Origin of the sequence: Azospirillum sp. TSH100, assembly GCF_004923295.1 — a bacterium.
GTDB lineage: Bacteria > Pseudomonadota > Alphaproteobacteria > Azospirillales > Azospirillaceae > Azospirillum.
On record NZ_CP039639.1, the window covers coordinates 19013 to 36348 of the forward strand.

Consider the following 17336-nt stretch of genomic DNA (forward strand, 5'->3'; position numbering starts at 1 on the left):
GATGACCCAACCGGCAGGAAGGAGTTCCGGCATGCCTCGTTACTCGCAAGCAGGTTATTCGCAGGAAGACGGCACGGGCTGGCTGTCGGCGCGCGGGCTGGTGATGATGGCCGGCGGGGCGGCGCTGGCGCTGGTGGCGAGCCGGCTGCTGCCGCCGGTGGTGGCCCAGCTGGCAGGAACCGCCCGCCATGCCGCGGGGCGCGATGGCATCGACGCGCTGATCGACGACCACCGCCACATCCAGGATTTGCTGGTCGAAATGGTGCAGACCCCGATGGACGCACCGGCGCGCCGCACCCAGCTGCTGCTGCGGCTGAAGCGCCGGCTGGCCGCCCATGCCATGGCGGAGGAGGACGTCGTCTATCCGCTGCTGCACGAGGAGGCGCGGAAGGAGGAGGACGCCAGGCATCTCTACGGCGAGCATGCCGAGATCAAGATGCACCTGTTCATTCTGGAACGGACGCCGAAGGACGACCCGCGCTGGCTCGCCGTCGCCCTGGATCTGAAACGCATCATCGACGGACACATCCGGCAGGAGGAGGAGATCGACTTCCCGGCCCTGCGCAACAGCCTGGACGACGGCCAGACCGCCATCATGTCCGGCGGCGTCGCCCGCGAGAAGGCACTGATCCTTTGACTTTCCCCTGAAGACAAGGGGCCGGCCGGCGGCGGAACGCTCCGTCGGCCGGCCCTGTTGCCCAGGCTACCAACGAGGTGGCCGAAGAGGAAAGACGTCCATGAGAGCACTGGTCTGGCACGGCGCCAACGACATCCGCTGCGACACGGTCACGGACCCGGAGATCGAGCATCCGCGCGACGCCATCGTCAAGGTGACGACCTGCGCCATCTGCGGCTCCGACCTCCACCTGCACGACCATGTCATGCCGGGCATGGAGAAGGGCGACATCGTCGGCCATGAGTTCATGGGCGAGGTGGTGGAGGTCGGCGCCGACGCCAAGAGCGCGCTGAAGATCGGCGAGCGGGTGGTGGTGCCCTTCACCATCTGGTGCGGCGAGTGCGACCAGTGCAAGCGCGGCAACTATTCGGTCTGCGAGCGCTCCAACCGCAACAAGGCGCTGGCCGACAAGGTCTTCGGCCACACCACCGCCGGGCTGTTCGGCTACACCCACCTGACCGGCGGCTATGCCGGCGGTCAGGCCGAATATGTGCGGGTGCCGATGGCCGACCGCACCCACATCAAGATCCCCAACGGGCTGACCGACGAGCAGGTGCTGTTCCTCGGCGACATCTTCCCCACCGGCTGGCAGGCCGCCGCCCAGTGCGACATCCAGCCGACCGACAGCGTGGCGATCTGGGGCTGCGGCCCGGTCGGGCAGATGACGATCCGCAGCGCCATCCTGCTCGGCGCCAGACAGGTGATCGCCATCGACCGGGTGCCGGAACGGCTGGCGATGGCGAAGGCCGGCGGCGCCATCACCATCAATTTCGAGGAGGACAGCGTCGTCGAACGGCTGAACGAGCTGACCGGCGGCAAGGGTCCGGAGAAATGCATCGACGCCGTCGGCATGGAGGCGCACGCCACCGCCACGCTCGACAGCATGATGGACCGGGCCAAGCAGGCGCTGATGCTGGAATCGGACCGCGCCCATGTGCTGCGCGAGATGATCTATGTCTGCCGCCCGGCCGGCACCCTGTCGATCCCCGGCGTCTATGGCGGGTTGATCGACAAGCTGCCCTTCGGCATGGCGATGAACAAGGGACTGACCTGGCGCATGGGCCAGACCCACGTCAACCGCTGGACCGACGATCTGCTGAACCGGATCCAGGAGGGGCAGATCGACCCGTCCTTCGTCATCACCCACACCGTTCCGCTCGACCAGGGCCCCGAGATGTACAAGACCTTCCGCGACAAGCGGGACGGCTGCATCAAGGTGGTTCTCAAGCCCTGAGGTGACGACATGGCCTATTACGACCGCTCCTCGGCCGGAGACAATCTCGCCCGCGGACTGGGCTGGTTCAGCATCGGCCTCGGCGTCGCCGAGCTGATGGCCGGCCGCAGCCTCGCCCGCTGGATGGGGATGGAGGACAAGACCGCCCTGATCCGCGCCTATGGCGTGCGGGAGATCACCGCCGGCGTCGGCCTGCTGGCGCTCGGCGATCCGAAGCCCTGGATCTGGAGCCGCATCGCCGGCGACGCCGTCGACATGGGGACGCTGGCGGCGGGCATGGCCCCTGGATCTCAAGACAACCCGCGCGCCGGCAACGCCCGCATCGCCTTCGGCGCGGTGATGGCGACGACGGTGCTCGACGTGGTCTGCGTCCAGAAGCTGCACCGGGAGGAGGCCTATTACCGCAGCCTGCCGGTGCCGGACTACAGCGACCGCAGCGGCTTCCCCCGCCCGGTCTCCGCCATGCGCGGCGCCGCCGGCGACGCCCCCATCGGCGAGGACATGCGGACGCCGAAGATCCTGCAGTTCCAGCCGGCGGCCGGCCAGTCCGCAAGTTCCTGACAGCGATGACGCATCCGGCCGACCTGTTCATGGAGCTGTGGCGCCGGTTGCTGGAACGGCGCGACGAGGTCCGCACCCTGGCCCGTGGGCTGGAGGCGGACCACGCACGCGCCGGGTACCTGGCCGACGAGGCGGCGGAGCGGCTGCGGACCGGTATTCCGGCGCTGGAGGCGTGGGCCGGATCGCGGTTGGACCGGACCCTGGCGGCGGCGCAGGCGATCGACGTCTGGTTCGCGCCGCTGGCCTCCCGCTACGATTTCCGGGCCGACGATCCTCTTCCGGGCGAGCGGCTGGAGGCACGATGGCGACTGAACCGCGACGGGCGTTTCAATGCCGATCCGGCCGACGGGCAACTGATCCTGCGCCCCGGCCTGCTCGGCCGGGCGATGAACATCCGCGAGACGGCGCCACCGGATGCCGGGTCCGAAGCGTTCGATCCCGTCGATCTGTTCGCCAGCCTGCTCGTCGTCCCCCCGATCCTGACAATCGAGGCCGAACGCAAGGGCGACCCGGACCGCCGCATCGCCGTGGAATACCGCCGCATCGCCACGGTGTCCGACCAGGATCCGAGCGATCCGGCCTGGACGCCGGTCGTCGGCGTGGTTCCTCTGGCGCAAGCCGAGGACGACCTCGCCATCCACCAATTCCGCCGCGACGGCGAGGACTGGTACGACCCCGCCCCACGCGATTTGAGCCGCCGCGCCGCCGACGCCGTCAACGGGCTGGCGGCGCAGGGGGCGACGTTCATCCTGTTTCCCGAAGTCTCCGCCGGAGCCGACACCCTGTCCGCGATCCAGCAGGCCCTGCGCGCCCAGGCGGTGGACGGCCCGATCCGCTATGCCCTGGTCGGCGTGAAGGAGGGGGTGGCCGGACGGCCGCGCAACCGCGCGATCCTGCTCGACCGCTGCGGCCGGATGACCGGCAGCCAGACCAAGCTGCATTGCTGGGATCTCGACAGCGACCAGTGCCGCTCCTACGACCTGCGCGACCGCAATGGCCGGTTGCTGGACTGCGCGCGCGAGGACATCGGAACCGGCGACCGCTTCACCCTGTTCGAGCTGCCCGACCTCGGCCGGCTCGCCGTCGCCATCTGCGAGGATCTGGGGCGGACGGAGCCCAGCGCCTGGATCGCCTCCGGCATGATGGTCGACTGGCTGGTCACGCCGGTGATGGACAGCGGGCTGACCACAGAGCGGTGGCAGGCCAAGGAGGGAGCGGCCTCGTCACGCGCCGGGTCTTGCCGGGTGATCGTCGCCAACAGCATGGCGCTGTCGCACCGCTTCAACCGCTATTGCCGCGCCAACGGCGAAGAGGACAAGGTGATCGAGGACTGCGGCGTCGCCCTGCTGTTCCAGCCGCGGGCGAGCGAGGCCGGCGCCCCGCACATCCAGTGCCTGACGCTGCCGCTGTCCGATCCGGCGCCCGGCCATGTCCAGGCCCGCTGGACGCCAGCCGACTGGCCCGCCCTGCCCGATGCGGAGAAGGGGGAATGAGCGCGCTCGGCCCGGCATTGCAAAGAGTGGGCGACGACCTGCTCGACGCCATCGGGCGGCGGGACTGGGCGGTCGCGGATGCCGAGTTGGAGACTCTGGCGCAGGAGGCGGTGGCCGCCATGGTGGCGAACCGAAGGGACGACCTCGCCGCCCTCGCCCACACCGTTGCCCGCTGCCACACGGCATTGAGCCTGCGCGACGATCTTGGCGGTGAGGACATGCACCGACAAGGCCAGTTGCGGGCACTCGCGGTCATGATCGCCGCCACCCGCGGCCGGACTCCACCGCGCCCGGCCGAGTCGCTGGCCGCGTCCGGGACATCCGCCGCTATCCTTGCAGCTTTGAAGAGTGGACCGCAGACCTGCCCCGCCCTGGTCGAGGCGACCGGGCTGTCGGCTGAGCAGGTCGGCTGCGCCCTGCCGGAACTGCGCGCCGCCGGCCTCGTCCGCTCCTGGCCAGCCGGCCGGCTGACCGTCAACGCGCTTCTGTCCCGGATGCCCTCTCCCCGGGGGAGAGGGGGGTTCCACCGTAAAGGCGGTCGGTCAGGACGACAGCGTCTTGTTGATCTTCAAGGCCACCAGCGTGCAGACCGCGCCCGACAGCAGATAGAGGCCGGATGCGATCAGCCCGAAATGGCTGGACAGGAACAGGGCGACGAAAGGCGCGAAACCGGCGCCGAACAGCCAGGCCAGATCGGAGGTCATCGCCGACCCGGTGTAGCGGTATTGCTGGCTGAAGCCCGACGCCACCGACCCCGACGACTGGCCGAAGGACAGGCCGAGGATGACGAAGCCCAGCACCATGAACACCAGCTCGCCGATCTTGCCGCCGTCGAGCAGCATCGGGGCGAAGCCGCTGAACACCGCGATCGCCGCAGCACAGGTGCCGAGCAGCGTGCGCCGCCCCACCCGGTCGGCGATGTAGCCCGAAGCGATGATGGCGAGCGTGCCGAAGACGGCGGCGATCACCTCGATCATCAGAAAGACGCCGGTCTCCTGATTCGCGTTCAGGAAGATCCAGGACAGCGGGAAGACGGTGACCATGTGGAACAGGGCGAAGCTCGCCAGCGGGGCGAAGGCGCCGATCACCACGCGCTTGCCTTCCACCTGCAACGTCTCGACCACGGGCGCCGGCTGCAGTTCGCGGTTCAGGAACAGGCGCTCGAACTCCGGCGTCTGTACGAGCCGCAGGCGGGAGAACAGGGCCACCACATTGATGGCGAAGGCGACGAAGAAGGGATAGCGCCAGCCCCAGGCGAAGAAATCCTCGGCCGACAGGCTGTTGACCATGTAGGCGAACAGGCCGCTCGCCACGATCAGGCCGATGGGCGCACCCAGCTGCGGGATCATCGCGTACCAGCCGCGCCTGTTCTCCGGCGCGTTCATCGCCAGCAGCGAGGCCAGACCGTCCCAGGTCCCGCCCAGTGCCACGCCCTGGCCGATGCGCGACAGCGCCAGCAGCCACGCGGCGGCGACGCCGATCGACTCATATCCGGGCAGGAAGGCCAGCGCCACGGTGGAAATGCCCAGCAGGAACAGGGCGATGGTCAGCTTGGCGCTGCGCCCGTAATTCTCGTCGATGGCCATGAAGATGAAGGTGCCGATCGGCCGCGCGACGAAGGCCAGCGCGAAGATGGCGAAAGACCACAAGGTCCCGGTCAGCGGATCGACATAGGGGAACACCAGCTTCGGGAAAACGATCACGGAAGCGATGGCGTAGACGAAAAAGTCGAAGAACTCGGACGTCCGTCCGATGATTACGCCGATGGCGATCTCTCCGGGATTGACCCCGTGATGCCGCGCATTCACCAGCCTCGCATCCCGTTCAACCGCCGTAATCGATGAAGTCATCATGTCGGCCCCGGCTGCGTAATTTCGCTTGCGATGATCCGCAGATCATACAATATGTCACCGCAACAGTCGGTGATCTGTCAAGCGCGCAGGAGTCGGGGCATTGGACAAATTGTCCAATGTCGCCGCTGGGGCATGGACGTTAGCTGTCTCCCCAAAGCAAACCTTTGATACAGGTCCTGCCTTGAGCCGTTATCGCGCAATCGCCCTGCTGCCAGTGATGGCGGCGTTGAGTGGCTGCAACCTGGTCGTGCTGAACCCGGCCGGCGACGTTGCGAGCCAGCAGGGAGACCTTGTGGTCATCTCCACCCTGCTGATGCTTCTGATCATCGTCCCGGTCATGGCGCTTACCGTGCTGTTCGCCTGGCGTTACCGTCAGTCCAATAACACGGCCCGCTACGAACCGGACTGGGACCATTCGACGCAGCTTGAACTGGTGATCTGGGCCGCCCCGCTGCTGATCATCATCTGCCTGGGTGCCATCACCTGGGTGACCACCCACAAGCTCGACCCCTACCGTCCGCTCGACCGCATCGCATCGGACAAGCCCGTCGCCGCCGGCGCCAAGCCGCTGGACGTGCAGGTGGTGGCGCTCGACTGGAAATGGCTGTTCGTCTATCCGGAATACGGCATCGCGTCGGTGAACGAGATGGCGGCCCCGGTCGACCGGCAGATCCGCTTCAGCCTCACCGCCTCGACGGTGATGAACTCCTTCTATGTTCCGGCGCTGGCCGGCATGATCTACGCCATGCCGGGCATGGAGACGAAGCTCCACGCCGTGATCAACGAGCCGGGGACCTACAAGGGTTTCTCGTCCAACTACAGCGGCGCCGGCTTCTCGCACATGCGCTTCGCCTTCCTCGGCCTGTCGAACCAGGATTTCGACGGCTGGGTGTCCAAGGTGAAGTCGTCGGGCGGCTCGCTCGACCGCAACGCCTATCTGGCGCTGGAGAAGCCGAGCGAGGCGGTTCCGGTCCAGCATTACGGCACCGTCGATCCGAAGCTGTTCAACGCCGTGGTGAACCTGTGCGTGCGTCCCGGCACCATGTGCGTGAGCGACATGGCCGCCATCGACCGCGCCGGCGGGCTGAACGCCGGCGGCAAGGCCGCGGCCGACGCCATCCTGCGGGCCAACACGCTGGCCGGTTTCCCGGATACGCAGCCGACCGGCCTGTGCACCGTCGCCGAGGCGGTTGAAGCCGCCGCAAACTCGGGCGCCGTGCAGCGCCCCACCGTCACGCCGATCAGCGCGTCCGCCGTCCAGGCCGGGCCGCAGCGGCTGGCCAATCCCTGATTGGGCACACCGGCATGCTTGAGACACTGACGACCTTCCTCTTCGGGCGCCTCAGCCTGGAGTCCTTCCCCTATCACGAGCCGATCGTCGTCGCGACCTTCTTCGCGGTGATGCTCGGCGGCATCGCGCTGGTCGCCGCCCTCAGCTATTTCAAGCTGTGGGGCTATCTGTGGAAGGAGTGGTTCACCACCGTCGACCACAAGCGCATCGGCATCATGTACATGATCCTGGGCCTCATCATGCTGCTGCGCGGCTTCGCCGACGCCATCATGATGCGCGCCCAGCAGGCCATCGCCTTCAACGGCAGCGAGGGCTATCTCAACGCGCACCATTTCGATCAGGTCTTCACCGCCCACGGCGTGATCATGATCTTCTTCGTCGCGATGCCGTTCGTGACGGGCCTGATGAACTATGTCGTGCCGCTGCAGATCGGCGCCCGCGACGTGTCCTTCCCGTTCCTGAACAATTTCAGCTTCTGGATGACCGTCGGCGGCGCCGTGCTGATCATGGCCTCGCTGTTCATCGGCGAGTTCGCGCGCACCGGCTGGCTGGCCTATCCGCCGCTGTCGGGGCTGGAGGCCAGCCCGGACGTCGGCGTCGACTATTACATCTGGGCCTTGCAGGTGGCGGGCGTCGGAACGACGCTGTCGGGCATCAACCTGATCTGCACGATCGTGAAGATGCGCGCCCCCGGCATGACCATGATGAAGATGCCGGTCTTCACCTGGACCTCGCTCTGCACCAACGTCCTGATCGTCGCCTCCTTCCCGATCCTGACCGCCGTTCTGGTCCTGCTGTCGCTGGACCGCTATGTCGGCACGCATTTCTTCACGAACGACATGGGCGGCAACCCCATGATGTACGTGAACCTGATCTGGATCTGGGGCCATCCGGAAGTCTACATCCTGATCCTGCCCTGCTTCGGCATCTTCTCCGAAGTGACGGCCACCTTCTGCGGCAAGAAGCTGTTCGGCTACACCTCGATGGTCTACGCGACCGTCGTCATCACCATCCTGTCCTACCTGGTGTGGCTGCACCACTTCTTCACCATGGGCTCCGGCGCGAGCGTGAATTCCTTCTTCGGCATCACGACGATGATCATCTCGATCCCGACGGGTGCGAAGATCTTCAACTGGCTGTTCACCATGTACCGCGGCCGCATCCGGTTCGAGCTGCCGATGATGTGGACCATCGCCTTCATGCTGACCTTCGTCATCGGCGGCATGACCGGCGTGCTGCTGGCGGTCCCGCCGGCCGACTTCGTCCTGCACAACAGCCTGTTCCTGATCGCCCACTTCCACAACGTCATCATCGGCGGCGTGCTGTTCGGCCTGTTCGCCGGCATCTACTACTGGTGGCCGAAGGCCTTCGGTTTCCGCCTGGATCCGTTCTGGGGCAAGATGTCCTTCTGGTTCTGGGTGATCGGCTTCTACTTCGCCTTCATGCCGCTCTATGTCCTGGGCCTGATGGGCGTCACCCGCCGCCTGCGCGTGTTCGAGGATCCGTCGCTGCAGATCTGGTTCCAGATCGCCGCCTTCGGCGCTGTCCTGATCGCGCTCGGCATCGGCTCCTTCCTGATCCAGATCGCCGTGAGCGTCCTGAAGCGCAAGCAGCTGGTCGACGTCAGCGGCGACCCGTGGGGCGGCCGCACCCTGGAGTGGGCGACCTCCTCGCCGCCGCCGGACTACAACTTCGCCTTCACCCCGGTCATCCATGAAAACGATGCCTGGTGGGACATGAAGAAGCGCGGCTACGCCCGTCCGCTCGACGGCTTCCGCCCGATCCACATGCCCAGCAACACCGGCACCGGCATCATCCTGGCCGGGATCAGCACCGCGCTCGGCTTCGGTCTGATCTGGCACATCTGGTGGCTGGCGGCGCTGAGCTTCATCGGCCTGCTGGCGGTCGCCATCAACCATACCTTCAACTACAACCGTGACTTCCACATCCCGGTGGATGAGGTGGTGCGGACCGAGAGCGAGCGGACCCGTCTGCTCTCCGGACAGGTGTAAAGCATGACGACGACCGTTGAAGCCATGCATGGCGGCCACGCGGGGCACGACACCCCGCGCGGCGCCACCCCGCCCGTCTTCCATGTGACGGACGAGCACGCCCACGAGGGAGCCAGCACCGCGCTCGGCTTCTGGATCTACCTGATGAGCGACTGCCTCATCTTCGCGGTGCTGTTCGCGACCTACGGCGTGCTGGGCACCAGCTACGCCGCCGGCCCGACGCCGAAGGAGCTGTTCGACCTGCCGCTGGTGGCGCTGAACACCTCCATGCTGCTGCTGTCCTCCATCACCTACGGCTTCGCTATGCTGGCGATGGAGAAGGGCCGCACCGGCCAGACCCAGGGCTGGCTGTTCATCACGCTGCTGTTCGGCCTCGCCTTCCTCGGCATCGAACTGTTCGAGTTCGCGCACCTGATCCATGAGGGCGCCGGCCCGTGGCGCAGCGCCTTCCTGTCGTCCTTCTTCACGCTGGTCGGCACCCACGGTCTGCACGTCACCTTCGGCAGCGTGTGGCTGGTGACGCTGATGGTGCAGGTCGCCCGCCGCGGCCTGATCCCGGCCAACCGCCGGCGCCTGATGTGCCTCAGCATGTTCTGGCACTTCCTGGACGTCATCTGGATCGGCGTCTTCACCTACGTCTATCTGATGGGAGCGCTGCGATGAGCACCCACGCGCACAGCGACCACCACGCCGATCACGGGCACGGCCATGGGGGCCATGACGATCACGGCCACCCCGAAGGCGCCCACGGCACCTTCGGCAGCTATATGATCGGCTTCGTCCTGTCGGTGATCCTGACGGTCATTCCGTTCTGGCTGGTGATGAACGGCACGCTGGACACCACGACCACCACGGTCGTGATCCTGGCGCTGGCCGTCGTCCAGATCATCGTCCACATGGTTTACTTCCTGCACATGAACGGCCGCGCCGAAGGCGGCTGGTCGATGCTGGCGATGATCTTCACGATCATCGTCGTCGTCATCATGTTCTCGGGTTCGCTGTGGGTGATGTACCACATGAACCACAACATGATGCCCGGCATGAGCCACGACATGAGCAAGATGCCGTGACCGGACTGCCGTCCGCGCCCTCCGCGGGCGGTTCGGGGAAGAGGGCCCGCCCGGTCTGGGCGCTGGCCCTCTTCGGCCTTCTGGCCCTGGCCGGGATCGCCGGCCTGACGTCGCTCGGCATCTGGCAGCTCGAACGCCGGGTGTGGAAGCTCGACCTGATCGAGCGGGTGGACGCCCGCATCCATGCTTCCGCCGTCCCCGCTCCCGGACCGGAGTCCTGGGCTTCGGTCACCGCCGCCTCGGACGAATACCGCCGGGTGGCCGTCACCGGCCGGCTCATGAACGACCGTGAAACGCTGGTCCAGGCCGTCAGCGACCTGGGCGGCGGCTTCTGGGTGATGACCCCGCTGGTCAGCGACCGCGGCTTCACCGTTCTGGTCAACCGCGGCTTCGTGCCGCCGGAAAGGCGCGACCCCGCGACCCGCGCCGACGCCCAGCCGCAAGGCGAGGTGACCGTCACCGGCCTGCTGCGCATCAGCGAACCGAAGGGCGGCTTCCTGCGCAGCAACGACCCGCCCGCCGGGCGCTGGTATTCCCGCGACGTCGCCGCCATCGCCGGGGCGTCGGGGCTGAACGATGTCGCCCCATACTTCATAGACGCCGACGGCACCCGCAATCCCGGCGGCTGGCCGGTGGGCGGGCTGACGGTGGTCAGCTTCCCCAACAGCCATCTCGGCTATGCGCTGACCTGGTTCGCGCTCGACCTGATGCTGATCGGCGCGGTCCTGTTCGTCATCCGCAGCGAGATGCGGCGGCGCCAGACGTGAATCGCACGGAGACTCCAAATCTCCCCTCCCGCCGGTAACTCTCTATATAAGTCGATGTGCTGATGAACCGGGCGAGGAACAGGACGTCTTTCGTGCGCGACTCCACCGACCGCAAAAACCTGTTCCTGCTCGTGCAGCTGCGTTGGCTTGCCGTCGTCGGGCAGATCGTGACGATCCTGATCGTCCATGCCCAGATGGGCATCCGCCTGCCGCTGCTGCCGATGACGGCGGTGATCTTCGTGCTGGTGGCGCTGAACATCGCCAGCCTGATCCAGATCCGCCGCAGCGCCTCCGTTTCCAACACCCAGCTTTTCCTGGAGCTGCTGATCGACGTCTGGGCGCTGACCCTGCAGCTCTATCTCAGCGGCGGCGCCTCCAACCCCTTCATCTCGCTGTATCTTCTTCAGGTGGCGCTGGGGGCCGTCCTGCTGGAGGCGTGGTCGGCCTGGGCGCTGGTGCTGGTGGCGACCGCCGGCTTCACCTGGCTGATCGGCACCCACCAGCCGCTTCCCCTGCCGCCCGCCTATGAGGGCGAACTGTTCAGCCTGCACATCCAGGGCATGTTCATCTGCTTCGTGCTGGCGGCGAGCCTGCTGGTGCCCTTCCTCACCCAGATCAACCGCAACCTGCGCGCCCGCGACGCCTATCTGGCCGAACTGCGCCAGCGCTCGATGGAAGAAGCCCACATCGTCCGCATGGGTCTGCTGGCATCGGGTGCCGCGCATGAGCTGGGAACCCCGCTCGCCACCCTGTCGGTGATCCTCAACGACTGGCGCCGCATGCCGGCTCTGAAGTCCGATCCCGATCTGGCCGACGAGATGGCGGAAATGCAGAACCAGATCGACCGCTGCAAGGCCATCGTCTCGGGCATCCTGCTGTCCTCGGGCGAGGCGCGTGGCGAAGGCACCGTGCGCACGACGGTGAAGGGCTTCCTCGACGGGCTGGTGGAGGACTGGCTGTCCAGCCGCTCACCCGGCCGCTTCGATTATGACAACACCGTCGGCCCGCAGGAGCGGATGATCGCCGACCTCGCGCTGAAGCAGGTGCTGTTCAACGTGCTGGACAATGCGCTGGAGGCCTCGCCGGGCTGGATCGGCGTCGCGGCGCTGCGCCAGGGCGACAATCTGGTGGTGGCGGTCAACGACCGCGGCCCCGGCTTCGACCCCGCCATCCTGGAGGAGCTGGGCAAGCCCTACCGCTCGACCAAGAAGCGGCCGGGCAGCGGGCTCGGCCTGTTCCTGGTGATGAATGTGCTGCGCAAGCTGGGGGGCACGGTTTCGGCCAAGAACCGGCCGGGCGGCGGCGCCACCGTGACGCTGACCCTGCCGCTGTCCGCCCTGTCGCCGGGAGGCGCCGATGGAGACGACTGAGGTGGAAGAAGAGATCCTGCGCACCCTGCTGATCGTCGAGGACGACGTGTCCTTCGCCCGCGCGCTGCGGCGGTCCTTCGAGCGCCGCGGTTACGAGGTCCATGCCTGCGCCGGGTTGGAGGAGATGCGCGAGCTTTTGCAGACGGTCGACCCCGACTATGCGGTGATCGACCTCAAGCTCGCCACCGGGTCGGGGCTGGAATGCGTGAAGGAACTGCACGAGGCGGACGAGGAGACCCGCATCGTCGTGCTGACCGGCTTCGCCAGCATCGCCACCGCGGTGGAGGCGATCAAGCTGGGCGCCTGCCATTATCTGGCCAAGCCGTCCAACACCGACGACATCGAGGCGGCCTTCGACCGCATCGAAGGCGACACCTCGATAGCACCGGCCGTCCGCACCACCTCGATCAAGAATCTGGAGTGGGAGCGCATCCACGAAACGCTGGTGGAGACGAACTTCAACATCTCCGAGACGGCAAGGCGGCTCGGCATGCACCGGCGCACGCTGGCGCGCAAGCTGGAGAAGAAGCGGGTGCCGTGACGGGGCGCCCGCCCCTGCCCCTCACGAAAACTCCCGCACCGTGTGCAGGTGGTTGAGCGGACCGTGGCCGTGGCCGAAGCCGGGGGCGGTCAGGATCGCCGTCTCGACATAGCGCCGCGCCCGCGCCACCGCGTCGCGGGTGTTCAGGCCCTGGGCCAGACCGGCGGCGATGGCGGACGACAGGGTGCATCCGGTGCCGTGGGTGTGCGGGGTGTGCACCCGCTTGCCCTGGAACACCGTCTCGCCCTCTTCCGTCAGCAGAAGGTCGTAGAGGGTGTCGTCCTCCAGATGGCCGCCCTTCAGCAGCACCGCTTTCGGACCGAAGCTGAGCATCAGCTCGGCGGCGCGGCGCATGTCGTCGAGGTCGCGGATCGGCAGGTCGGTCAGCGCCTCCGCCTCCGGCAGGTTGGGCGTCACCACCTCGGCCAGCGGCAGCAGGCGCTTGCGCAGGGTCAGAACGGCGTCGGGGTCGAGCAGGTGATGGCCGCTCTTGGCGATCATCACCGGATCGAGCACCAGCGGCACGTTGACGGCGCGCGCCTCATACTCCGCCGCCACCGCCTCGATGACGGGGGCGTTGGCGAGCATGCCGATCTTCACCGCGTCGGCACCGATATCCTCAAGCACCAGCTTCATCTGCAAGGCGACGAAGGCCGGGTCGACCGGCACCACGCCATAGACGCCGGTGGTGTTCTGCGCCGTCAGCGCGGCGATGGCGGTCATGGCATAGGCGCCGAGCGCGCTCACCGCCTTGATGTCGGCCTGGATTCCGGCGCCGCCGCCGGAATCCGACCCGGCGACGATCAGGACACGGCCAGTGATGGTGCTGTCGCTCATTGTGCGGCCTCCAGGCTGCGGGCGGCGCTGGCCTGGATGGCCTCGGCGATGTCGGCGACCACGCTGTGGACCAGCGCCGCATCGTCGCCTTCCGCCATCACGCGGATGAGTGGTTCGGTGCCCGACTTGCGGATCAGCAGGCGGCCGCCCGACGCCAGACGCGCCTCGCCGTCCTTGATCGCCTGCTGGACGGTGGCGTCCTCCAGCGGCCTGGTCCCGACGGAGAAACGGACGTTGGTCAGCTTCTGCGGCACCGGATCGAACACGCGGCAGACCTCGCTGGCCGACCGGCCGTCGGCCTGGATCAGCACCGCCAGCACCTGCAAGGCGGCGATCAGCCCGTCGCCGGTGGTCGAATAATCCGACAGCACGACATGGCCCGACTGCTCGCCGCCGACGTTGTAGCCGTGCTCGCGCATCATCTCGACGACATAGCGGTCGCCGACCGGCGTGCGGGCCAGATGCAGGCCGAGCCCGCCGAGATGGCGCTCCATCCCCAGGTTGGACATGACGGTGGCGACGACGCCGCCGCCGCGGAGCGTCTGCGACCGCGCCCAGGAGGTGGCGATCAGGGTCATCAGCTGGTCGCCGTCGATCGGGCGCCCGGCCTCGTCGACCATGATGAGGCGGTCGGCATCGCCGTCGAGCGCGATGCCGAGATGGGCGCCATGGGCGACCACCTGTTCCTGCAGGGTCTGGGTGGCGGTGGCGCCGCAGCCCTTGTTGATGTTGGTGCCGTCGGGGGTGACGCCGACCGGGACCACGTCGGCCCCCAGCTCGTAAAGCACCTTGGGCGCCACCTTGTAGGCGGCGCCGTTGGCGCAATCGACGACGATCTTCAGCCCGTCGAGCCGCAGGCCGCGCGGGAAGGTGTTCTTCACATATTCGATGTAGCGGCCGGTGGCGTCGTCCAGCCGGCTGGCGCGGCCGAGATCGGCCGGCGCGGCAAGGTCGGGAGCGAAGGGCAGCGCCATGCGCCGCTCGATCGCCGCCTCGACCTCGTCCGACAGCTTGTAGCCGTCGGGGCCGAACAGCTTGATGCCGTTGTCCTGATAGGGATTGTGCGAAGCGGAGATCACGACGCCCATGTCGGCGCGGAGCGAGCGGGTCAGCATGGCGACCGCCGGGGTCGGCAGCGGGCCGACCAGCACCACGTCCATCCCCATCGAGATGAAGCCGGCGGTCAGCGCCGGTTCCAGCAGATAGCCGGACAGGCGGGTGTCCTTGCCGATCACCACCCGGTGGCGATGGTCGCCGCGGCGGAACTGCAACGCGGTCGCCATCGCCACGCGCAGGGCCGTTTCGGCGGTCATCGGGTCGATGTTGGCGGTGCCACGGATGCCGTCGGTGCCGAACAGGTGTCGCGTCATGAGAACCTCGTGCAGGAACCGTTTCCAAGCCCGGATGTCGGACCGGAGGCCGGAAACAACAAGCTTAGGATGTTTCTTCACCCGGCAGCCGGGCCGGGTCAAGGTCCCATCGGCGGCTGCGCGAAAGGGTTACAGGTGATTCATCTTTGCCCTCGGTCGGCGGGCGCGGCCGTCCGGCCGCTTGCCTACGAGAGGCATGGGCCTGCGGGGCCGCAGTCGCGGCCCTTACCGGGGATGCAACCCCTCCCACAAGGCGCGGGCCTGCGCCGTCTCGGCGACATCGTGGACGCGCAGAATCTGCGCGCCCTGGTTCAGCGTCTCCAGCCCGGCGGCGAGCGAGCCGGGCAACCGCTCCTTCGGTGGCTCCCCGCGCGACAGCCGGCCGATGAAGCCCTTGCGCGACAGGCCGATCAACACCGTGCAGCCAAGCGCGTGGTACAGCGTGGTGTGGCGCAGGATCTCCAGATTGTGCTCCGTCGTCTTGCCGAAGCCGATGCCGGGGTCGACGGCGATGCGCTCCGGGGTCACGCCGGCCGCGACACAGCGGGCGATCCGCTCCTCCAGCCAGTCGAACACGTCGAGTGCCGCGTCGCGGTAGGTCGGGTTGGCCTGCATGGTGCCGGGCTCGCCCTGCATGTGCATCACCACCACCGGGGTGGCGGCGCGCGCCACCACCGGAAGGGCCTGCGGATCGGACAGGCCGGCGATGTCGTTGACGATGCGTGCGCCGGCCGCGGCGGCGGACTCCATCACCCGGGCATGGCGGGTGTCGACCGAGACGGCGGCACCCTTCGCGGCGAAATGGCGGATGACCGGCAGGACGCGCCGCTCCTCCTCCTCCGGCGGGACGGGGTCGGCGCCGGGGCGGGTGGACTCGCCACCGATGTCGAGGATGTCGGCGCCGGCCGCCAGCATCGCCTCGCCATGGGCGATGGCGGCGCTGGGGTCGAGGAAATCGCCGCCGTCGGAGAAGCTGTCCGGCGTGACGTTGACGATGCCCATGATCTGCGGCCGATCGGACGACAGCCCGGCGAAGGGGGCGCGGGCGCGGGTCAGGGCGCCCAATTGGCGGTCCAGCGCCTCCGCCACCGCGCGCGAGCGTTCCCAGCCCCAGGCCATGATCTCCGACAGCGGCGCGAAGGCGCGGTCGATGCGGGAACCGGCATCGCGGACGATCAGTTCGGCTGTGGAGAAGGCGAAGCGCCCGCCGGCCAGCGGCACCGCAGCACCCTTGGCCCAGGCGGCGATCGGCATCAGGCCGACCGGGCGCAGATAGACCCGCACGCCGTCCTCAGCCGCCCAGGAACAGAAGCCGGCCAGCGACCCGGCAGCCGATTTGGGCGCTGCGGCTTTAACGGCGGGCTTGGCGGAAAGCGGCGGCATCGGGATCCCCCATCACGTCACGGGCTGGCTGCTCCGTTCCTGGCACGCGGCTGGCGGGATGGCAAGAGTGCCATCGCGAACGGCCTCCTCCCTCGCCTCGGGACAGGGCGGGGATCGCCGGAAGATGGAACGGCATGGAACAGTGTTCAGCGAACAATCCATCTGGCAGCTATCGGAGAGTTGCGGAGATGGATCGCGGACGGCGCCTGCGGGTGGTTTTCCCATTGCTTCGGCTGAGAAAGATAAGTGTTTTCCCCGATACTCCTTAATTACATCTTAATAGCCGATTTCCAAAGTTCGGCAACACAACTTTACATCCGGGTCCTTGCAGCAATGGGTATCGAGAGCAACATTTGCACAAAAGCATGTAATTTTAAATCTGCCGCGGCTCTGATCGTTGACTACAATGCCCCATCCAGCGAATTGATGGGAAGAACCCTTTCTGGTCTTAAGCTCAGGCACATCTACCGTTCATTCTCCACCGAAGACGCTCTCTTGCTTCTTTCAGAGAATGAGATCGACATTGTCATCATAAATGCAGACACAATCCATGAGAAAGCGCTTCAACTCTTGGAAACGGTCAGGTTTCGCCAGACAAGAACCCCAATTCCAGTGCCGAAAACAAAGCACATGTCCATAATCCCATTCGCAATCACCTGCTCCGCGGTAACGCCGAAAATGGCGCAAAAAATTGCGGATGCGGGAATATGCGCATTGGTTTCAATGCCGCTCAAGCCGATCGACTTCATGAATAAAGTCAAAAACCTGCTTTATGTCCATTGCGAAGACAATTGCTTCAACATGGCAAACCTGGCGCTTGAGGATTCTGGCTTCCTGGAGGAAGCGAGCGAGCAAGCGCCTGCCGGATAACGACATTG

Annotated in this window: 16 protein-coding genes and 1 pseudogene; 13 read left to right on the plus strand and 4 right to left on the minus strand. The window is 66.9% G+C overall.

Going from position 1 to position 17336, the window contains the following annotated elements; translation table 11 throughout:
• Positions 1 to 31 precede the first annotated feature (31 nt).
• From E6C72_RS28130 to E6C72_RS32435, 5 genes and pseudogenes are all read left to right on the plus strand, one after another.
• Positions 32 to 637, plus strand: coding sequence for a hemerythrin domain-containing protein (locus E6C72_RS28130; RefSeq protein ID WP_109444095.1), 606 nt, complete (start codon positions 32 to 34; stop codon positions 635 to 637).
• 100 nt (positions 638 to 737) lie between these two features.
• Entirely contained in the window at positions 738 to 1910 is a 1173-nt protein-coding gene (locus tag E6C72_RS28135; protein WP_109444094.1) for a zinc-dependent alcohol dehydrogenase, read from the plus strand.
• A gap of 9 nt (positions 1911 to 1919) precedes the next feature.
• Positions 1920 to 2471 carry a cyclase dehydrase gene (locus E6C72_RS28140; protein WP_109444093.1) on the plus strand — a complete coding sequence of 184 codons (552 nt, stop codon included), beginning with the start codon at positions 1920 to 1922 and terminating at the stop codon, positions 2469 to 2471.
• 5 nt (positions 2472 to 2476) lie between these two features.
• A complete protein-coding gene (locus E6C72_RS28145; RefSeq protein ID WP_109444092.1) occupies positions 2477 to 3964 on the plus strand; it encodes a nitrilase-related carbon-nitrogen hydrolase in 1488 nt (495 codons plus the stop codon).
• 254 nt (positions 3965 to 4218) lie between these two features.
• A pseudogene (locus E6C72_RS32435) lies at positions 4219 to 4416 on the plus strand (hypothetical protein); the annotation flags it as partial.
• Positions 4417 to 4506: 90 nt separating this feature from the next.
• Here the strand turns inward: E6C72_RS32435 and E6C72_RS28155 are convergent.
• Positions 4507 to 5817 carry an MFS transporter gene (locus E6C72_RS28155; protein ID WP_109444090.1) on the minus strand — a complete coding sequence of 437 codons (1311 nt, stop codon included), beginning with the start codon at positions 5815 to 5817 and terminating at the stop codon, positions 4507 to 4509.
• A gap of 181 nt (positions 5818 to 5998) precedes the next feature.
• Between E6C72_RS28155 and cyoA the strand changes: the two genes are divergently transcribed.
• From cyoA to E6C72_RS28190, 7 genes are all read left to right on the plus strand, one after another.
• The gene (cyoA, locus tag E6C72_RS28160; protein ID WP_169055321.1) at positions 5999 to 7108 is read left to right on the plus strand and encodes a ubiquinol oxidase subunit II; all 1110 of its coding nucleotides are present in this window, start codon (positions 5999 to 6001) and stop codon (positions 7106 to 7108) included.
• Positions 7109 to 7122: 14 nt separating this feature from the next.
• Positions 7123 to 9120 (plus strand): cytochrome o ubiquinol oxidase subunit I, encoded by a 1998-nt coding sequence (cyoB, locus tag E6C72_RS28165; RefSeq protein WP_109444089.1) that lies wholly within the window; start codon positions 7123 to 7125, stop codon positions 9118 to 9120.
• Positions 9121 to 9123: 3 nt separating this feature from the next.
• On the plus strand, positions 9124 to 9783 hold the full coding sequence (cyoC, locus tag E6C72_RS28170; RefSeq protein ID WP_371298559.1) for a cytochrome o ubiquinol oxidase subunit III: 660 nt from the start codon (positions 9124 to 9126) through the stop codon (positions 9781 to 9783).
• On the plus strand, positions 9780 to 10190 hold the full coding sequence (gene cyoD, locus E6C72_RS28175) for a cytochrome o ubiquinol oxidase subunit IV (protein WP_109444088.1): 411 nt from the start codon (positions 9780 to 9782) through the stop codon (positions 10188 to 10190). Before cyoC ends, cyoD begins: the two co-directional genes overlap by 4 nt.
• Positions 10187 to 10957: an SURF1 family protein gene (locus E6C72_RS28180; protein ID WP_109444087.1), complete on the plus strand. Its 771-nt coding sequence runs from the start codon at positions 10187 to 10189 to the stop codon at positions 10955 to 10957. Before cyoD ends, E6C72_RS28180 begins: the two co-directional genes overlap by 4 nt.
• Before the next feature lie 92 nt (positions 10958 to 11049).
• The gene (locus E6C72_RS28185) at positions 11050 to 12327 is read left to right on the plus strand and encodes an ATP-binding protein (protein WP_247876070.1); all 1278 of its coding nucleotides are present in this window, start codon (positions 11050 to 11052) and stop codon (positions 12325 to 12327) included.
• A complete protein-coding gene (locus E6C72_RS28190; RefSeq protein WP_109444085.1) occupies positions 12314 to 12868 on the plus strand; it encodes a response regulator transcription factor in 555 nt (184 codons plus the stop codon). The genes E6C72_RS28185 and E6C72_RS28190 overlap by 14 nt, the downstream gene beginning before the upstream one ends.
• A 21-nt stretch (positions 12869 to 12889) precedes the next feature.
• Here the strand turns inward: E6C72_RS28190 and thiD are convergent, their stop codons facing one another.
• The 3 genes from thiD to folP form a co-directional block, all read right to left on the minus strand.
• On the minus strand, positions 12890 to 13705 hold the full coding sequence (gene thiD, locus E6C72_RS28195; protein WP_109444084.1) for a bifunctional hydroxymethylpyrimidine kinase/phosphomethylpyrimidine kinase: 816 nt from the start codon (positions 13703 to 13705) through the stop codon (positions 12890 to 12892).
• Entirely contained in the window at positions 13702 to 15075 is a 1374-nt protein-coding gene (gene glmM, locus E6C72_RS28200; RefSeq protein ID WP_109444083.1) for a phosphoglucosamine mutase, read from the minus strand. The genes thiD and glmM overlap by 4 nt, the downstream gene beginning before the upstream one ends.
• Before the next feature lie 225 nt (positions 15076 to 15300).
• Positions 15301 to 16458 (minus strand): dihydropteroate synthase, encoded by a 1158-nt coding sequence (gene folP, locus E6C72_RS28205; protein WP_109444082.1) that lies wholly within the window; start codon positions 16456 to 16458, stop codon positions 15301 to 15303.
• 333 nt (positions 16459 to 16791) lie between these two features.
• On the opposite strand from folP, the gene E6C72_RS28210 reads away from it, so the two are divergent.
• Positions 16792 to 17328 (plus strand): hypothetical protein, encoded by a 537-nt coding sequence (locus E6C72_RS28210; protein ID WP_136700865.1) that lies wholly within the window; start codon positions 16792 to 16794, stop codon positions 17326 to 17328.
• The last annotated feature ends 8 nt before the right edge of the window (positions 17329 to 17336 follow it).

Excerpts from the sequence above, each read along its gene's own strand:
- E6C72_RS28130 (WP_109444095.1), top strand. The coding sequence starts at position 32 with ATGCCTCGTTACTCGCAAGCAGGTTATTCGCAGGAAGACGGCACGGGC.
- E6C72_RS28135 (WP_109444094.1), top strand. The coding sequence starts at position 738 with ATGAGAGCACTGGTCTGGCACGGCGCCAACGACATCCGCTGCGACACG.
- E6C72_RS28140 (WP_109444093.1), top strand. The coding sequence starts at position 1,920 with ATGGCCTATTACGACCGCTCCTCGGCCGGAGACAATCTCGCCCGCGGA.
- E6C72_RS28145 (WP_109444092.1), top strand. The coding sequence starts at position 2,477 with ATGACGCATCCGGCCGACCTGTTCATGGAGCTGTGGCGCCGGTTGCTG.
- E6C72_RS28155 (WP_109444090.1), bottom strand. The coding sequence starts at position 5,817 with ATGATGACTTCATCGATTACGGCGGTTGAACGGGATGCGAGGCTGGTG.
- cyoB (WP_109444089.1), top strand. The coding sequence starts at position 7,123 with ATGCTTGAGACACTGACGACCTTCCTCTTCGGGCGCCTCAGCCTGGAG.
- cyoC (WP_371298559.1), top strand. The coding sequence starts at position 9,124 with ATGACGACGACCGTTGAAGCCATGCATGGCGGCCACGCGGGGCACGAC.
- cyoD (WP_109444088.1), top strand. The coding sequence starts at position 9,780 with ATGAGCACCCACGCGCACAGCGACCACCACGCCGATCACGGGCACGGC.
- E6C72_RS28190 (WP_109444085.1), top strand. The coding sequence starts at position 12,314 with ATGGAGACGACTGAGGTGGAAGAAGAGATCCTGCGCACCCTGCTGATC.
- thiD (WP_109444084.1), bottom strand. The coding sequence starts at position 13,705 with ATGAGCGACAGCACCATCACTGGCCGTGTCCTGATCGTCGCCGGGTCG.
- glmM (WP_109444083.1), bottom strand. The coding sequence starts at position 15,075 with ATGACGCGACACCTGTTCGGCACCGACGGCATCCGTGGCACCGCCAAC.
- folP (WP_109444082.1), bottom strand. The coding sequence starts at position 16,458 with ATGCCGCCGCTTTCCGCCAAGCCCGCCGTTAAAGCCGCAGCGCCCAAA.
- E6C72_RS28210 (WP_136700865.1), top strand. The coding sequence starts at position 16,792 with ATGGGTATCGAGAGCAACATTTGCACAAAAGCATGTAATTTTAAATCT.